Here is a 16,160-nt window from a genome sequence, read left to right on the forward strand (position 1 = left end):
CGGTGAGGGTCGTCGGCGGTGAGTTTCGTGGTCGCTCGCTTGCAACGCCGAAGTCGAACGATATTCGTCCGACGGCGGATCGCACGCGCGAAAGCCTGTTCAACATTCTGAGCCACGCCTATCCGGAAGCCATCGACGGCACGAGGATGATGGATGTGTTTGCCGGCACCGGCGCCGTCGGACTGGAGGCAGCCTCGCGGGGCTGCCGGCATGTGCTTTTCGTGGAAAGCAGCGTCGAGGGCAGGGGCCTCCTTTGGGAAAACATCGATGCGCTCGGCCTGCATGGCCGCACGCGCATGCTGCGCCGTGACGCGACGGATCTCGGCAGTGTCGGCAATCTCGAACCCTTCGATTTTCTCTTCGCCGACCCGCCATACGGCAAGGGGTTGGGCGAGAAGGCTTTCGCGGCCGCTGCCGCCGGTGGCTGGCTGGTGCCGGGCGCTCTGGCGATCCTCGAGGAGCGCGCCGATGTCACAGTTGCCGCGCCGTCGGATTTCCTGTTTCTGGAGGAGCGAACCTTCGGTGACAGCAAGATGCATTTCTTCCGTTACCAGCCGCTGGCGGCCTGACGGAGGAAGGAGAACAATATGGGCGATTATGCTGATTTCGTCGGCAGCGACTATTCGCTCGCCGCCTCCGGCACGCCGAGCGTCGCAGTCGCCTTCGGCTGCGGCGGTGCGCGCGGTCTCGCCCATATTCACATCATCGAGGCGCTGGACGAGCTTGGCATTCGCCCTGTTGCCATAGCAGGCTCCTCCATCGGCTCGATCATGGGCGCGGCCATGGCAGTCGGCATGAGTGGCGCTGAGATCCGCGACTATACGCTGGCAACCGTCGGCAATCGCCCGGCCGTTCTCAACAAGATCTGGAGCCTGCGGCCGGTCAGCATGCGCAGCATCCGCTTCGGTCAGTTCAATCTCGAACGCATTCTGCGCACCTTCCTGCCGCCCGCCATTCCGGAAAGCTTTTCCGAGCTGCACATTCCGCTGAAGGTGGTCACGACCGATTATTACGACCAGGCGGAGGTCGTCATCGAGAAGGGCGAGCTCTTTCCCGTGCTCGCCGCCTCTGCCGCCATTCCCGCCGTGTTTATGCCGGTGAAGCTGGGAGACCGCGTGATGATCGACGGCGGCATCATGAACCCGGTTCCCTATGAGCATCTGGCCGGGCTTGCCGATATCATCATCGGCATCGACGTCGTCGGCGGGCCGGAAGGCAGCGGCCGACAGGTTCCGAACCGCATCGAGAGCCTGTTCGGTGCCGGCCAGCTGACCATGCAGTCCAATATTGCCCTGAAGCTGCGCCTGCAGGCGCCGCAAATCTTCCTGCGTCCTGCCGTCGGCCGCACCGGCGTCCTCGATTTCCTGAAGGCACGCGATATCCTCGCCATGTCGGCCGGCGTCAAGGACGAACTGAAATTCGCCCTCGACCGGGTGATGACAGCGAAGAACTAGTATTTGGCCAATAGCTGCGGGATGCGACTAAACCCGCTCCGGCTCCTCCTGCGGCAAGGCAACGAGATCGTCTGCATCGCTGTAGGTGTCGACTGCACGCTTCGGCTTGACCAGCGGCTCCGGCTTGACGGGGCGCGAGTAGAGCATGTCGGTGCCGGCCTGCAGCCCCTCGCTGACCTGCAGCACAAGCCGCTGCTCGTCGCGTTTGCGGATATCCTCGCCGATCTCATAGGCTTCCGCCTCGCTGACGCCGAGCGCCTCGAGGGTACGGCGGCCGAAGAGCAGGCCGGATTCCAGCGTCTCGCGCAGCTCATAATCCACGCCCTTGTGACGCAGCTCGATCGAATGAACGCGGTCGTAGGATCGCACGAAGAGACGCGCATGCGGATAATCCGTCTGCACGAGTTCGACGATCTTGTCCGTCACATCGCGCAGATGCGTGCTGACGACGACGATCTTGGCGCGGTCGATGCCGGCGGAGCGCAGCACATCCTTGCGGGTGCCGTCGCCGAAATAGATGCGGAAGCCGAAGCTCGATGCCTGGCGGATGCGGTCGGCGGAGAAATCGATGACAGTGACATCGCGGCCACTGGCGAGCAGGATCTGCGCGGCGATCTGGCCGAAACGCGAGAAGCCGATCATCAATACGTCGGAACCGGCGCCCTCGAAATCCTCGTCCAGCTCTTCCTGCGTGTCGCCCTTGACCAGCCGCTTCGCCAGCGCGGAACTCAGCGGTGTCAGTGCCATTGACAGCGTCACGATGGCGATCAGCGTCGAAGCCGTGTTGGCGGAGAAAAGCCCGCCGCTGGCGCTGGCGGCGCTGAAGAGTACGAAGCCGAATTCGCCGCCCTGCGGCAGGAGGCCGGCAATACGCACGGCATCGTTATGCGGGGAGCCTGTGATGCGGCAGAGCGCATAGATCACGACTGCCTTGATGAACATCATGACCGGAACGGCGAGCACGATCAGCACCCAGTTGTCGAGGATCACGTCAAGTTTCAGCGACAGGCCGACCGCGATGAAGAAAATCGCGAGCAGCACGCCGCGGAAGGGCTCGATATCCGCTTCCAGTTCATGCCGATAGGAAGATTCTGCCAGCATCACGCCGGAGAGAAAGGCACCCATCGCCATGGAGAGGCCGGCAAGCTGCATCAGTGTCGCCGATCCCATGACGACGAAGAGGGCGGCCGCAATCATCGCTTCGCGGGCGCCGGTGCGAGCGATCACCTGGAACAGTGGCGTCAGCAGATAGCGGCCGGCGATAACCATTGCCGCCACCGCACCGACGGCGATTGCCAGGCTCGGCAGGGGATTGGCGGTTTCCTGCGCGCCGTCGAGAACGGTGATGAGCGCCAGCAGCGGCACGATGGCGAGATCCTGCAGCAGCAGCATCGAGAAGGAGCGCTGGCCGTATTTCGTGTTGACGTCGCCTTGCTGTTCGAGGATCTGCATCGCGAAGGCGGTCGACGAAAGTGCCAGGCCGAAGCCGATGATGATGCTGCCCTTCCAGCCCGCAATGCCGCCGAAATAGGCGGCCACCATCAGCGCAAGTCCGCTGAGAACCACCTGTGCCGTGCCGAGGCCGAAAATATCCCGGCGCATCTGCCAGAGGCGGGAGGGCTTCAGTTCCAGCCCGATGATGAAGAGCAGGAAGACGACGCCGAGTTCGGCAACCGCAAGCACGGCCTCGCCGTCGCTGATGCTGTGGAGGATCGGGCCGATCACCACGCCGGCGGCGAGATAGCCGAGCACGGTGCCAAGCCCCAGTTTCTTGAATATAGGCGCCGTAACGACGGCACCGCCGAGCAGCAGCAGGGTTTCAGTGAAAAGCGTATTGGGGGCGGACATCGTCTGTTTCTTTCCGTGGGGCAGGCGGTGTTGCGACGCTTGGTCATGATAAACAACCATGCGTGAAGGGATTAGAACAAGAATCGGCTTTGCCGCACTTGATGCTTTATGTAGTGCACAATAAATGGAACGCGAAGGAAAGGCCAAGTCATGACCTCTGAAATCGATTCCGCCGCTCTGCTTTCCCGCGCCAGCCAGTTGATCGATCTTGCCCGGAAAGCCGGCGCGGATGCGGCCGATGCTGTCGTGGTGCGGTCGAGGGCCCATTCCGTCAGCGTCCGCCTCGGCAAGGTCGAAGGTACGGAATCCTCCGAGAGCGACGACTTTTCGCTGAGGGTCTTCGTCGGCAACCGTGTCGCCAGCGTTTCGGCCAATCCAGGCTTCGATCTGAATGCTCTGGCCGAGCGTGCCGTGGCCATGGCCAAGGTTTCGCCGGAAGATCCCTTCGCCTGCCTTGCCGATGAGGCGGATCTCGCCAAGAGCTATCCCGATCTCGAACTGTTCGATCCGACCCAAGTCTCCACGGAGCAGCTACGCGAAGCGGCGCTTGCGACCGAGGCGGCAGCTCTTGCCGTTTCCGGCGTTACCAATTCTTCCGGGGGCGGCGCCTCGGCCGGCATGGGCGGCCTTGTGCTCGTCACCTCGCATGGTTTTTCCGGCCACTATATGGGCTCGCGCTTCGGGCGTTCCGTCAGCGTCATTGCCGGCGAAGGCACAGGCATGGAGCGCGACTATGATTTCGACAGCCGCCTCTATTTTGCCGATCTCGATGCGGCTGAGGAGATCGGCCGCCGCGCCGGCGAGCGGGTGGTCAAACGCCTCAATCCGCGGCAGGTTCCGACCGGCAAGAATGTCACGGTCGTTTTCGATCCCCGTGTCGCCCGCGGCTTCGTCGGCCATATCGCCGGCGCCATCAATGGCGCGTCCGTCGCCCGCAAGACCAGCTTCCTGCGCGATAAGATGGGCCAGCAGGTGCTGAAGGCAGGCCTTTCGATCACGGACGATCCGCTGATCGTGCGCGGCCCATCCTCGCGGCCCTTCGACGGCGAGGGCGTGTCCGGCAAGCGGCTCGTCATGATCGAGGACGGTGTGCTGAAGTCCTGGTTCCTGTCCACGGCGACGGCGCGGGAAATCGGCGGCGGGCTGAAGACCAACGGTCGCGGTGTGCGCGGCGGCACGTCCGTATCGCCTGCTTCCACCAATCTGGCGCTGGAACCCGGTGATATCTGGCCCGAGGAACTGATCCGCAACGTCGGTACGGGCTTCTATGTCACCGAGCTGATCGGCCAGGGCGTCAATATGATCACCGGCGAATACAGCCGTGGCGCCACCGGCTTCTGGATCGAGAATGGCGAATTGACCTTCCCGGTTTCGGAGGTGACCATCGCCTCCAACCTGAAGGACATGTTCATGCGCGTGACGCCGGCGAACGACATCGACCGCGATTTCGGCATCGCCGCTCCGACGCTTGCCATTGAGGGCATGACGCTGGCGGGCCGCTAAAACGAGCGGAGATTGGAATTCGTCAATGATCGATAGCAAAGCCAGCCAATTGAGCGACGTGGACCTGATCGTGGGTGCCGCGCTCGAGGCAGGCAAGATCGCTCTCGGTTTCTTCCGGCAATCGCCGGAAGTCTGGTGGAAGAACAACGGCCAGTCCCCGGTCAGCGCCGCGGATTTTGCCGCGAACGAAAGCCTGGCCGCCGCGCTTCGCACCGCAAGGCCCGATTATGGCTGGCTTTCCGAGGAAACCGATGATGACGCCGAGCGCCTGAAGCACGCGACCGTCTTCGTCGTCGATCCGATAGACGGCACCAGAGGTTTTCTCTCCGGCCTGGATCTATGGTGCGTCAGCGTTGCCGTCGTCACTGACGGCCGGCCGGTGGCGGGTGTCCTCTATGCGCCGGCGCTGGGCGAGCTCTTCGTGGCGACGGCCGGCGGGCAGGCATTGAAGAACGGCGAGCCGATCAGCGTTTCCCAGAGGGTAGGCGACGATATCAATCGTCTTGCGACCGGCGAGGAGATGCTGAAGGGCTTCGATCCGGATTTTCGCAAGACGGTCGAGCGGGTGAAGCACGTGCCGTCGCTCGCCTACCGCCTTGCCATGGTGGCAGACGGCAGGCTTGAGGGAACAATCGTCAAACGCAACTCCCATGACTGGGATCTCGCCGCCGCCGACCTTATTCTGGAGCGTGCGGGGGGTGCGCTTGTCGATCTTTCCGGCAAGGCATTGCGCTACAACCGCGCCGAAGTATCCCATGACGAACTTTGCGGTGCGTCGGCAGCACAATTACCGGAGTTTCTCCGTCAACTATCGAACCGACGAGACGGTTGACCTTTCCGTCAAAATCCCGCAGATGAAGGAGGGAGGGGGACGACAGTAGAAAGAGACGAAAATGACTGATACCAGCGGCAAAAAGCAGCTCCTGCACCTTGTCTTCGGCGGTGAATTGGAAAACCTCGAAGAGGTCCAGTTCCGCAATCTCAATGAGCTCGATATCGTCGGCATGTATCCCGATTATGCGAGCGCGCTGGTGGCGTGGAAGTCCAAGGCACAGCAGACTGTCGACAATGCCCATATGCGTTATTTCATTGTCCACCTGCATCGCTTGCTGGATCCGCAGGAAAAAGCGGCATCCTGAGGTCGTATTACTCCGAATTTTGCATTTGATATCTCTATCCGGGAAAGCGTTGTCGCTTTAAATCCGGCCATGAAGCAGTATCTTTGACACAATAAGAACGAAAATTCGGCTGCTTATTCGGCCGCGTGGTTATCGGGATTTGGCATAGATGATGATCAGCTGGGATGGGAGGCGGTCGAAATGAGTAGCCTCAGGGCGCGTCTTGCCTTGAGCGCCTATCGTTTCGGCGGAATTGCCGTTTATCCGTTCATCGGGCCTTATCTCGCCGTTCGCGCGGCGAAGGGCAAGGAAGATGGCTCCCGCAGGCTGGAGCGCTCGGGTTATGCCAGCGCCAATCGCCCGCAGGGACCGTTGATCTGGTTCCATGCCGCAAGCGTCGGCGAAACCTCGGCCGTCATTCCGCTGATTCGAGAAATCCGTCGCCGCGATATCCATGTTATCCTGACGACGGGCACGATCACCTCTGCCAAGGTCGCGCATCAGCGCCTTGGCGACGAGGTAATCCATCAATACGTTCCCCTTGATCTCAAGCCTGCCATCAAGCGGTTCCTCGATTATTGGCAGCCCGATTGCGCCATTTTCGCCGAATCCGAGATCTGGCCGACAACGATCATGGAGCTTGGCCGCAAGCGCATTCCGCAGATTCTGGTCAATGCCCGCATGTCGGATCGATCCTTCGCGCGTTGGAGCCGGCATCCCTCGCTTGCCGAGGCGCTGTTCGAAAATCTGGCACTCGTCGTGGCACAGTCCGACCTCGATGCCGAGCGCTTCCGTGATCTCGGCGCCCTGCAGGTTCTCAAATCAGGCAATCTCAAGGTCGATACAGACGCGCCGTCCTATGACGCGCCGACGCTTGCCGCCTACATGAAGCAGGTCGGCGACCGCAAGACCTGGGCAGCTGTCTCCACCTTCGAGGGCGAGGAGGGTGCTGCAGCCACCGTCCATTCGATGCTCAAGGAGCATAACGGTCAGCTCACCATCCTCGTGCCACGCCATCCCGAGCGCTGCGATGCGATCGAGGCGATGCTGGTCGAACAGGGCCTGAAAGTGGCGCGCCGCACCCGCAACGACATCCTTTCGCCCGATGTCGATGTCTTCCTTGGCGATACGATCGGCGAGATGGGGCTTTACCTGCGGATGACGGAAGTCGCCTTCATGGGCAAATCGCTGTTTAACGAAGGTGGTCAGAACCCGCTTGAGCCGGCCATGCTGGGCTGCGCGATCCTGACGGGCGGCCATGTCCAGAATTTCCGTGACTCCTATCAGTTGCTCGCCCGCCGCGGCAGCGCCCGCATGGTGCGCGATACCGAGATGCTGGCGCGCGGCGTGCATTATTTGCTCACTAACGACACGGCACGACGCGGTATGATCGACGCCGGCTTCGCAGCCGTGCATGAAATGCGAGGCGCGCTGGCCGCAACGGTCAAGGGCCTGGAGCCCTATATCAATCCGCTTTCGGTCAAGGCGCGGCTGATGCCGAAGACGATGGCGAACGGATAAGAAGGGAAGGGTATGACAGCGGCGAAGCTGGGAGCGATTGCGGGCATTCTTTTCGACAAGGACGGCACGTTGCTCGACTATGATCAGAGCTGGTTGCCGGTCAATCGCGAGCTTGCCAGGATCGCTGCTCAGGACGATCCCATTCTTGCCGATCATCTTCTCTCCGCCTGCGGCATGGATCCGATCACCGGCCACATCGTGCCGGATAGCCTGCTTGCGGCAGGTAACACCCGGCAGATTTCCGAGGGCCTGGTGGCTGCCGGCTCGAAAGTGGATGTCGCGGAGCTGGTGGAAAAACTCGACGCGCTTTTTGCGCATGCGGCCGATTTCTCCTCGCCTGTCACCGATCTCGCTGCCTTTTTCCAGCGCCTGCATGAGCGTGGCTACAAGCTTGGCGTTGCCTCCAGCGACAATGAGCGCTCCATCCGTCAGACCGCGCGCCGCTTCGGCTTCATCGACTATATCGATTACATCGCCGGCTATGATAGCGGCTTCGGCACGAAGCCGGAGCCGGGCATGGTGCTCGGCTTCTACGCGGCGACCGGTCTTTCGCCGGCACAGGTCGCTGTCGTCGGCGACAACAATCACGACCTCCATATGGGGCGCAATGCTGGTGTCGGCCTGACCGTCGGCGTGCTGACAGGCACCGGCTCGCGCGAAACGCTGACGGCCGCATCGGATTATTGCCTCAACAACATTACCGAGCTTGAAAGCCTGCTCATGCCTGTGGCGCAATCGGCCTGATCCCGGCAATGGCTTGCTTTTTCATGCAATTTGCCCTTTCTTGCCGGTTGGTCGCAGGCACAGGAATAGGGCTGGATTAGACGCATGGTATCGGAAGCCCCACCTTTCTGGTGGCGAAAGCCGGATTGGCGTGCCTGGGGGCTCTCACCCTTTTCCTTCCTGTATGGCCGTATCGCCGGACATCGCATGGTGCATGGCAAACGGGCCTCCGTGCCAGTGCCGGTCATCTGTGTCGGTAATTTCACGGTCGGCGGTGCCGGCAAGACGCCGACGGCGCTTGCGCTCGCCCAGGCTGCCAAAGCCAAGGGGCTGAAGCCAGGGTTCCTCAGCCGCGGCTATGGCGGCTCGCTCGATGTCACGACGGTCGTCGACCCTTCGCATCATCATGCCACGGCCGTCGGCGATGAGCCGCTGCTGCTTGCCCGCGAGGCGCTGACAGTCATTGCCCGTCGCCGCGCCGATGGTGCGGAAAGGCTCGTGCGCGAAGGGGCTGATCTCATTATCATGGATGACGGCTTCCAGAGCGCGCAGATTGCGATCGACTATGCCCTTGTGGTGGTCGATGCCGGCAGGGGCATCGGCAATGGCCACCTGGTTCCAGGCGGTCCGGTGCGTGCGCCGCTGCGCACGCAGCTCCTCTATGCATCTGGCCTGCTGAAAGTCGGTGAAGGCACCGCCGCCGATCGCGTTGTGCGTCTTGCGGCAAGGGCGGGGAAGCCTTTCTTTTCAGCGAGCGTCAGAGTGCGTGGGCATGAGGATTTGCGCGGACGTAAGGTGCTTGCCTTCGCCGGCATCGCCGATCCCGCCAAGTTCTTCCGCACGGTCGAGACGCTGGGGGCTGAGATCGCCGTCCGGCGCAGCTTCGGAGATCACGAACATCCCGGCGAAGACGACGTCTCCGACATGCTCGACATAGCCGCGCGCGAAGGGCTGGAGATCGTCACCACGTCGAAGGACTACGTGCGCCTGATCGGCCATCATGGCCGCGCCGACGAACTGCTGCAGCGCTGTAGGGTGATGGAGATCGATATGGTCTTTGACGATCCCCAGGCCCCAGCCCTGATTATCGACAGGGCCATTGCAGCCGCACGAGAGCGGCGCTTGGGGGAAAAGCGCAATAGCAAAGCGGCCTAGGGCCATGTCTGGTTATTCAGCGAGAGAAATCAGCGCTTCTGGTTGGGTAGCGCGCCGGCGCGCTTTTCGGCTTCGAGCGAAGTGATGACGTCGGCATAGGGCTCCTGCCGGGCAACACTCCAATAGCGCAGCTCATCGAGCGCAATATGCTTGCCGGTCATGGCGCAGACGACATAGGAACCCGGCATCAGGATCTGGAAATCGCCGTCGAGGTAGCGAATTTTCGCCTCGCGATTTCCATGTCCTTCAAAAAGATTCATCTGATGCCCGTCCTTGATCCGTCCTATCCATTTGCCATACCGCACTACAGCGGCGCGCGTCAAATATGACGCGTAAAGATCGCTGCGGCAGGAGCGGCTTCCAGCCTATTTTCCGGAAAAGTTCCTTTTGGAAACGGCTGAGGTCAGCTGCGCCCGAACAGCCGCTCGATGTCTGTGAGCTTCAATTCTATATAGGTCGGCCTGCCGTGATTGCATTGTCCGGAGCCCGGCGTCGCCTCCATTTGTCGCAAAAGTGCATTCATCTCCTCCGGACGCAGGCGCCGGCCGGACCGTACCGAGCCGTGGCAGGCCATGGTCGCGGCCACATATTCCAGCTTGGCGGCAAGGCCTGACGCCGTATCCCATTCGGCGATCTCGTCGGCCAGTTGCCGAACCAGGCCCTGTGCGTCGACCTCGCCGAGCATGGCCGGCGTTTCCCTGACGGCGACTGCGCCCGGCCCGAACCGTTCGATGGCGAGGCCGAGTTCGCCGAGCTCTTCGGCAAACACCATCAGCCGGTCGCAATCCTCTTCTGGCAGGTCGACGATCTCGGGAATGAGCAGCACCTGCGAGGACAGCCGCTTCGAATGCAGGGCCTTGCGCATAGCTTCGAACACCAGCCGCTCGTGGGCGGCGTGCTGATCGACGATGACGAGCCCGTTTTCCGTCTGAGCGACGATGTAGTTCTCGTGCAATTGCGCTCGCGCGGCACCCAGCGGAAAGCGCGCCGGCTCCTGGGCTCGCATTGCTTCCACCGGGGGCGCCACTTCGGCGCGCGCGGTGGGCATGGCAAGGCCCTCGAAGGCGGCCTGCGGTCTTTCGGCAAATCCGTAGCCCGCGGGTGCCGCCGCTCGCTCATAAGGACGAGATGGCGAAGTTTCCGCCGTCCAAGGAGCCGCTGCCGGCGAGGGGCGCCAACCCGATTGGAAGCCGGAGCGGCCAGCGCTAAACGCCCGCAGCATGCCGTCCGCGCCGGTGGTGGCCGCACGATCGCCCTCGCGCGCCAGTGCCTCGCGCACAGCCCCGACGATCAGGCCGCGCACGAGACCGGGATCGCGGAAGCGCACATCGGATTTCGCCGGATGCACGTTGACGTCGACCAGCGCGGGGTCGAGCCTCAAGGAAAGGACGGCGACAGGATAACGTCCGGAGGGAATGGTTTCGGCATAGGCGCCGCGGATCGCCGACAGGATTAGTTTGTCCTGCACCGGCCGTCCGTTGACGAAGGCATACTGATGCGCGGAGTTGCCACGGTTGAAGGTCGGCACGCCGGCAAAACCGCTGAGGCTCACATCCTCGCGCACCGCATCGAGCGCGATGGCATTGTCCTTGAAATCGGCACCCAGTATCTGCGCCATGCGGGCGAGATGATCGTCGCCGGTCGCTGGAAATTCCAGCGTCGAGCGGTCGCTGCCCGATAGCACGAAGCGCACGCGCGGAAAGGCGATCGCCATTCGCTTGACGACCTCGGTGATCGCTGCTGCCTCCGCCTTTTCCGTTTTCAGGAATTTGAGACGCGCGGGCGTCGCGAAGAACAGGTCGCGCACCTCGACGATCGTGCCGGGATTGGCGGCGGCTGGGCGCAGATGCAGAACCTTGCCGCCGGCAACGGCGATCTCGGCGCCGCTGCTTGCTCCCGCTCTGCGGCTTGCAATCGAAAGCTTCGCCACCGAGCCGATGGAGGGCAGGGCCTCGCCGCGAAAGCCGAGGGTTCGAATGTCTTCCAACGTCTCGGAAATCTTCGAGGTACAGTGGCGCCGGACTGCGAGCTCCAGATCCGTCTCTTCCATGCCCGAGCCGTTGTCGGTCACTCTCAACAACGCCTTACCGCCGCCTGCGGTGGCGATCTCGATGCGGGTCGCACCAGCATCGAGCGCATTTTCGATCAGCTCCTTGGCCGCGCTTGCCGGGCGCTCGATGACTTCGCCGGCGGCGATCTGGTTGATCAGGGTCTCGGAAAGTTGCTTGATGGCCATGGCTGCATTCTCGTGGATTCGCGCCGGTGTGGAAAGAGGAAAGGCGATCCGCACGCGCTTACCCACTCGTTTCCCACCCGTGCTTTGTTGAGAAATTTAATCAATGTTTAAGGGAATGATGACAGGTTGCCGAGACAGAACTTGAAATGACCGCAGGTGGCGCGTTTCGTGCATGCTGACGGCTCTCGATGGCAGGTTGGTGGCCATCAGTCAAATGGAGCCAGGTGCCATCTGCTTCAAGTGCCAAGGCCAGCATGCAACTTCCACGAATTTGCCTTGCAGAGCGAATGCCGCTTTGTCGATTTGCCGTGTTGTGAAACTGGTTGAGTGTAGGAATCCGACGAATGACTGCCGACTTTGAAAAGGCAGCTTTGGCAATGACGACGGCTGATGCGCCTTTCGGCGGCAGTCTGCAAACGATGTTCTTCGATGCCCTTTGCGATGGTCTTTCCAGCGCCTTTTTCGCCTATGATAAGAACGACCTTTTATTATTCGCCAGCCGGCAGGTTCTGAACTTTTTCCCGATCGCGCCCAATTTCCTACAACCCTCGACGCGGCTGCGTGATTTTTTAGGCGCCGTTTTCGATAGCGATGTGCGCTATCAGCGCCCCCAGAGCAAAACGCCCGCCAACCGCGACGATTGGATATCGCAGCGCATAGCTTCGCATTGGCGTGAGCGCTTCGAGACCACCGAGCATTTTGCCGACGACCGCTGGGTGCGCGTCCTCAACCGACGGCTATCCTCGGGTATCGGTTTCTGCATCATCTCCGATGTGTCCGAAGCCAGGAAACGGGAAGAGCAATGGCGCGTCGATATAGAGCGCGTGCAGCTGACCGAGGATATTCTCGACAATTTGCCCTTTCCGGTTTTCGTCAAGGACCAGAATCTCGTCTATGTCGCGGTCAACCGGGCATTCTGCGACAAGTACCAGACGGCGGCGGACGAAGTGCGCGGTCGCAAGAGCATCGATATCTTCTCCACCGACCTCGCCAATCGCTTTCATGAGAGCGACCGGCATGTGATCGAGACCGGCGAAATGTCGATCTCCCGGCAGCGCCAGATTGCGCGTGACGGCGTCGAGCGCGATATCGTCACCCGCAAGCAGCGCATCGGCAAGCCCGGCCGCTATTTCCTGGTCAGCACCATGCAGGATCTGCCCAAGGATGGCGGCGACTTCGACGAGTTCGCGCTGGCATCGAGCATCCGGGAAAACAGCGATCGCTCCTATCGCCGTGCCTATGTTCCGATGGTTGCGCTGCAGACCATTTCTCGCCGTCCGGCCGCCATGGAAACCTTCGTTCCGGAGAATTTCAACGGCCGCAAGGTGCTCGTCGTCACGCCGGATTTCGCTGCCGAAACGGCAGCTCTGAAGACGCTCGAGAAATATGGCTTCGAAGCCTGCGTCGTTCACAACGAGAATGAAGAGGCGGCTTTTCTGGACGTGGCGAGCGCGCATGGCGTCAAGATCGACCTGGTCATCGTCGACAACCAGCTCGGCAAGCGCGGGATTGAGCTGGCCGAACGGCAGAACCTTACCGCGCTGTCGCTGAACGGATCGCAGCTTGCAACCGAGCTTGCCTTCCTGATCGCGCGTCATTTCAATCGCAACATCCGTGGCGAACTGGGCGAGATCGTCGAACCCGGGCTTGCATCCGAATGGCGGCGTGCGGCCGGTGAGGAGCGCCGGGCGCAAATCCTGGTCGCTGAAGACAATGACATCAATCAGATCGTCTTCTCGCAGATCCTCGAAGGGTTGGGATACAGCTATGTGATCGCCGCAAGCGGTGACGAGGCGGTGCGCCTGTGGCAGGAGCATCGTCCGGAACTGATCCTGATGGATATTTCGCTGCCGGGACCGAACGGTTTTGAATCCACCCGGCTGATCCGCGGCGCGGAAAAGGGCAGCGGCACCCATACGCCGATTATCGGCGTCCTGACCCAGGCTTTCGAGCGGGACCGCAAGGAATGCGCCGAGGTCGGCATGGACGACGTCATTCTGAAGCCGGTAAGCCCCGACATCATCGAGACCGTCTTCCAGAAATACATGCGCGGTGCCCTGAAGGCGCAAAATAGATAAATGTTACAATGATATCACCACCGACGGCAACTTATCGCCGGTGCCGAATGACCGTCTTCTTGGCATCCTTTGTTAAGACTTCCCCGGCATGCTTTTCCCCCGGGTGGAGAAAAGGTCGGAACCAAATATGAAATCGACTGAGATGCTGCCGGGGCCAGCCAGTCAAGAACCGCAAGCAATTGCCTATACCGATCCGCTCACGGGGCTCGGCAATCGATATCGCATGCGTGAACGCGCGCGCGCGCTTTCGCTCGAACGTGCCGACGATCCCGCACCCTTTACGATCGGAATCGTCAATCTCGATGCCTTCAAGCCGATCAACGACCTGTTCGGCGTCGAAGCGGGTGACGAGATCCTCTGTCAGGTTGCCCATCGCCTAAAGGCCTGCATACCGGATGGCGCGCTGGTGACACGTCATGACGGCGATGAGTTCGCCTTTGTGCTGCCGCTTGTCTTCGAACGCGTCGGTGCCGAGAAATTCGGACAGATGATCCGCGAAGTGCTGTCGGCGCCCTATGATCTCGGCGATCGCAATGTCCGCCTTTCCGCCTCCTTCGGCTTTGCTATCCATCCTTTCGCCGGAGAGGAGTTCGACGATCTCCTAAAAAATGCGGATACGGCGCTTTATCGCTCCAAGCGTCGCGGCCGCGGCCAGATCACCGTCTATTCCAGGGAGATTGCTCAGGAGATGAGGCGTGCGACGCAGCTTGAACAGGCGCTACGCAATGCCATCATTTCCGATTCCATCGACGTGCACTTCCAGCCGATCGTCTCGCTTGCCAATAACATGGTTCTCGGTTTCGAGGCCCTGGCGCGCTGGAACGATCCGGATCTCGGCTTCGTCTCCCCCGCTGTTTTCGTGCCGCTTGCCGAAGAGAGAGGCTTCATCGACGCGCTGTCCGAAACCCTGCTACGAAAGGCGGCGGAGGCAGCACTCTCGTGGCCGCGCGAATTGTTTCTGTCCTTCAATCTCTCCTCGGCACAGCTGATGGATCCCGGCACCAGCAGCAGCATTCTCGCGATCCTGACGCGCGCCGGCCTGGATCCGCATCGTCTCGAACTCGAAATCACCGAAACCGCGGTCATGAGCTCAGCCGAGACGGCCCATCGCATCATCGCCGACCTGCGCGCGGTCGGCGTGCGCATCTCTTTGGACGATTTCGGCACCGGGCAATCCAGCCTTGGGCGCTTGCGGGAGTTCATCTTCGACAAGGTGAAAATTGACCGGGCGTTCGTCTCGCGCATGAATTCGGACAGGGCTTCCGAACATATCATCAAGGCTGTTCTTGCCATGTGCGAAGGACTTGATCTGCGTGTTGTCGCGGAAGGTATCGAGGACCATGCCGAAGCGGCAAAGCTGAAGGCGCTGGGCTGCGCCATGGGGCAGGGCTATTATTTCGGAAAGCCGGTCGACGGCGCTGCGACGCTTCGTTACCTGCAGACCCACTATTTCGATCTCAGCCACGAACGCGAAATTGCCTGAGTTTGAAAAAGGTCAAAGAAAGCGGCGATCCGTAAGGGTCGCCGCTTTTGTATTTCGCCAGACTTCGTCGATAATTACTTGTTGGTGGTCGACGAAGTCGTCGTGTTGTCGGTTGCCGGCATTGTCGACGTTCCGGACGATTGAGCCGCCTTTTCGGAGGCCTGCATCGAGAGGGTCTTGAACTCCGGTGCAGCCTTCAGGGAATCGGCCGTTTCAGTCGTCGTCAGCTTCACCGTTCCGTCCTGAGGGTTCTGGGTGGCGCTGATCTTGTCGAAAGGAACGGCGACGTTTTTCTGGCCCAGGCCAAGGAAACCGCCGACACCGACGATGGCGGCAACGACGCCGCCCTGCTTCTGCAGGATCAGGTCGTTGATGCTGCCGATGCTTTCATTCTGACCGTTATAGACCGACTGGCCCATATAGGTCTTGGCGCTGATCTGATCGGCGGACTGTGCGGTCAGATAGCCAGCTTGGCCGCCCGTTGCGGGGGCAGGAGCCTGAGCACTTTTCTGTGCTGCCGAGCTATCAGGCTTGGTGACGTCAGGCGTTGCCGGTGCGCTTTGCGTTACCGGCGCGTTATTGCCTGCGCCGCCATTCGATGGCTGCTGCGCCTGGGCAAAAGCCATGGGTGAAAGCACGGACGCCGTAGCAAAGATGGCGCCTGCGGCAACGGAAGTGAAGAGTTTCCCAGTCATCGTGAACCTACCTTTCATTCTGATGGGCATGCTTCGTCATACGCGCATGCTTACCAGCGCGAGTGGAACTTTTGCGATGCCGGCCGTTATCGGACCGGTCCTAGAAGCAATGGCTCAGGGAGGTTTTGGTTCCGTCAAAAGTTGCAGAAAATTGCGTCGTGCAGCTCGGAAACAAAAGGAATATGTTGGGAAATCAATAGCTAATGCGGCAAAAGACAACCAGAAAGATTATCAGGATCGCAGAAAACGATCGAGCTCAGATTTCATTTTGCTTGGAGGCCGAACGTGTCTTGCGCCCCGCATGACCCGTCAAAATAAGACCGCCTTCAGCCTGATCGGCTGAAGG

At 61.0% G+C, this 16,160-nt stretch carries 15 protein-coding genes; 11 read left to right on the forward strand and 4 right to left on the reverse strand.

The window, feature by feature from the left end:
• Positions 1-2: 2 nt before the first annotated feature.
• Positions 3-569, forward strand: coding sequence for a 16S rRNA (guanine(966)-N(2))-methyltransferase RsmD (gene rsmD / locus RTCIAT899_RS03995; RefSeq protein WP_015338945.1), 567 nt, complete (start codon positions 3-5; stop codon positions 567-569).
• Between the two features lie 18 nt (positions 570-587).
• On the forward strand, positions 588-1,454 hold the full coding sequence (locus RTCIAT899_RS04000; RefSeq protein ID WP_015338946.1) for a patatin-like phospholipase family protein: 867 nt from the start codon (positions 588-590) through the stop codon (positions 1,452-1,454).
• Positions 1,455-1,481: 27 nt separating this feature from the next.
• On the opposite strand, the gene RTCIAT899_RS04005 is transcribed toward RTCIAT899_RS04000, so the two are convergent.
• Complete coding sequence (locus tag RTCIAT899_RS04005) at positions 1,482-3,302, reverse strand: monovalent cation:proton antiporter-2 (CPA2) family protein (protein WP_015338947.1); 1,821 nt, start codon at positions 3,300-3,302, stop codon at positions 1,482-1,484.
• 150 nt (positions 3,303-3,452) lie between these two features.
• On the opposite strand from RTCIAT899_RS04005, the gene RTCIAT899_RS04010 reads away from it, so the two are divergent.
• The 6 genes from RTCIAT899_RS04010 (at position 3,453) to lpxK (ending at position 9,322) form a co-directional block, all read left to right on the forward strand.
• Positions 3,453-4,805 (forward strand): TldD/PmbA family protein, encoded by a 1,353-nt coding sequence (locus RTCIAT899_RS04010; protein ID WP_015338948.1) that lies wholly within the window; start codon positions 3,453-3,455, stop codon positions 4,803-4,805.
• Between the two features lie 25 nt (positions 4,806-4,830).
• Complete coding sequence (locus tag RTCIAT899_RS04015; protein WP_015338949.1) at positions 4,831-5,637, forward strand: 3'(2'),5'-bisphosphate nucleotidase CysQ; 807 nt, start codon at positions 4,831-4,833, stop codon at positions 5,635-5,637.
• 61 nt (positions 5,638-5,698) lie between these two features.
• The gene (locus RTCIAT899_RS04020) at positions 5,699-5,944 is read left to right on the forward strand and encodes a DUF4170 domain-containing protein (protein WP_015338950.1); all 246 of its coding nucleotides are present in this window, start codon (positions 5,699-5,701) and stop codon (positions 5,942-5,944) included.
• Positions 5,945-6,124: 180 nt separating this feature from the next.
• Positions 6,125-7,444, forward strand: coding sequence for a lipid IV(A) 3-deoxy-D-manno-octulosonic acid transferase (gene waaA, locus RTCIAT899_RS04025; RefSeq protein WP_015338951.1), 1,320 nt, complete (start codon positions 6,125-6,127; stop codon positions 7,442-7,444).
• A gap of 12 nt (positions 7,445-7,456) precedes the next feature.
• Positions 7,457-8,188 carry an HAD family hydrolase gene (locus tag RTCIAT899_RS04030; RefSeq protein WP_015338952.1) on the forward strand — a complete coding sequence of 244 codons (732 nt, stop codon included), beginning with the start codon at positions 7,457-7,459 and terminating at the stop codon, positions 8,186-8,188.
• Positions 8,189-8,272: 84 nt separating this feature from the next.
• Positions 8,273-9,322, forward strand: coding sequence for a tetraacyldisaccharide 4'-kinase (lpxK, locus tag RTCIAT899_RS04035; protein ID WP_015338953.1), 1,050 nt, complete (start codon positions 8,273-8,275; stop codon positions 9,320-9,322).
• 29 nt (positions 9,323-9,351) lie between these two features.
• Here lpxK and RTCIAT899_RS04040 read toward each other — a convergent pair whose 3' ends face one another.
• On the reverse strand, positions 9,352-9,582 hold the full coding sequence (locus RTCIAT899_RS04040) for a DUF2093 domain-containing protein (protein ID WP_015338954.1): 231 nt from the start codon (positions 9,580-9,582) through the stop codon (positions 9,352-9,354).
• 143 nt (positions 9,583-9,725) lie between these two features.
• Entirely contained in the window at positions 9,726-11,558 is a 1,833-nt protein-coding gene (mutL, locus tag RTCIAT899_RS04045; RefSeq protein WP_041677236.1) for a DNA mismatch repair endonuclease MutL, read from the reverse strand.
• Between the two features lie 344 nt (positions 11,559-11,902).
• Between mutL and RTCIAT899_RS04050 the strand changes: the two genes are divergently transcribed.
• Both RTCIAT899_RS04050 and RTCIAT899_RS04055 read left to right on the forward strand, forming a co-directional pair.
• Positions 11,903-13,636 (forward strand): response regulator, encoded by a 1,734-nt coding sequence (locus tag RTCIAT899_RS04050; protein ID WP_015338956.1) that lies wholly within the window; start codon positions 11,903-11,905, stop codon positions 13,634-13,636.
• A 127-nt stretch (positions 13,637-13,763) separates the two neighbouring features.
• On the forward strand, positions 13,764-15,119 hold the full coding sequence (locus RTCIAT899_RS04055; protein WP_041677238.1) for a putative bifunctional diguanylate cyclase/phosphodiesterase: 1,356 nt from the start codon (positions 13,764-13,766) through the stop codon (positions 15,117-15,119).
• 74 nt (positions 15,120-15,193) lie between these two features.
• Here the strand turns inward: RTCIAT899_RS04055 and RTCIAT899_RS04060 are convergent, their stop codons facing one another.
• Positions 15,194-15,814 (reverse strand): PRC-barrel domain-containing protein, encoded by a 621-nt coding sequence (locus RTCIAT899_RS04060; RefSeq protein WP_015338958.1) that lies wholly within the window; start codon positions 15,812-15,814, stop codon positions 15,194-15,196.
• Here RTCIAT899_RS04060 and RTCIAT899_RS33665 point away from each other — a divergent pair.
• A complete protein-coding gene (locus RTCIAT899_RS33665) occupies positions 15,744-16,157 on the forward strand; it encodes a hypothetical protein (RefSeq protein ID WP_162531104.1) in 414 nt (137 codons plus the stop codon). The two genes, RTCIAT899_RS04060 and RTCIAT899_RS33665, sit on opposite strands and share 71 nt — an antisense overlap.
• The last annotated feature ends 3 nt before the right edge of the window (positions 16,158-16,160 follow it).

Origin of the sequence: Rhizobium tropici CIAT 899 (genome assembly GCF_000330885.1) — a bacterium.
GTDB lineage: Bacteria > Pseudomonadota > Alphaproteobacteria > Rhizobiales > Rhizobiaceae > Rhizobium > Rhizobium tropici.

What these genes read in the sequence shown, in the direction of transcription:
- RTCIAT899_RS04000 (WP_015338946.1), top strand. Translation starts at nt 588, where the DNA reads ATGGGCGATTATGCTGATTTCGTCGGCAGCGACTATTCGCTCGCCGCC.
- RTCIAT899_RS04005 (WP_015338947.1), bottom strand. Translation starts at nt 3,302, where the DNA reads ATGTCCGCCCCCAATACGCTTTTCACTGAAACCCTGCTGCTGCTCGGC.
- RTCIAT899_RS04010 (WP_015338948.1), top strand. Translation starts at nt 3,453, where the DNA reads ATGACCTCTGAAATCGATTCCGCCGCTCTGCTTTCCCGCGCCAGCCAG.
- RTCIAT899_RS04015 (WP_015338949.1), top strand. Translation starts at nt 4,831, where the DNA reads ATGATCGATAGCAAAGCCAGCCAATTGAGCGACGTGGACCTGATCGTG.
- RTCIAT899_RS04020 (WP_015338950.1), top strand. Translation starts at nt 5,699, where the DNA reads ATGACTGATACCAGCGGCAAAAAGCAGCTCCTGCACCTTGTCTTCGGC.
- waaA (WP_015338951.1), top strand. Translation starts at nt 6,125, where the DNA reads ATGAGTAGCCTCAGGGCGCGTCTTGCCTTGAGCGCCTATCGTTTCGGC.
- RTCIAT899_RS04030 (WP_015338952.1), top strand. Translation starts at nt 7,457, where the DNA reads ATGACAGCGGCGAAGCTGGGAGCGATTGCGGGCATTCTTTTCGACAAG.
- lpxK (WP_015338953.1), top strand. Translation starts at nt 8,273, where the DNA reads ATGGTATCGGAAGCCCCACCTTTCTGGTGGCGAAAGCCGGATTGGCGT.
- RTCIAT899_RS04040 (WP_015338954.1), bottom strand. Translation starts at nt 9,582, where the DNA reads ATGAATCTTTTTGAAGGACATGGAAATCGCGAGGCGAAAATTCGCTAC.
- mutL (WP_041677236.1), bottom strand. Translation starts at nt 11,558, where the DNA reads ATGGCCATCAAGCAACTTTCCGAGACCCTGATCAACCAGATCGCCGCC.
- RTCIAT899_RS04050 (WP_015338956.1), top strand. Translation starts at nt 11,903, where the DNA reads ATGACTGCCGACTTTGAAAAGGCAGCTTTGGCAATGACGACGGCTGAT.
- RTCIAT899_RS04055 (WP_041677238.1), top strand. Translation starts at nt 13,764, where the DNA reads ATGAAATCGACTGAGATGCTGCCGGGGCCAGCCAGTCAAGAACCGCAA.
- RTCIAT899_RS33665 (WP_162531104.1), top strand. Translation starts at nt 15,744, where the DNA reads ATGGGTGAAAGCACGGACGCCGTAGCAAAGATGGCGCCTGCGGCAACG.
- RTCIAT899_RS04060 (WP_015338958.1), bottom strand. Translation starts at nt 15,814, where the DNA reads ATGACTGGGAAACTCTTCACTTCCGTTGCCGCAGGCGCCATCTTTGCT.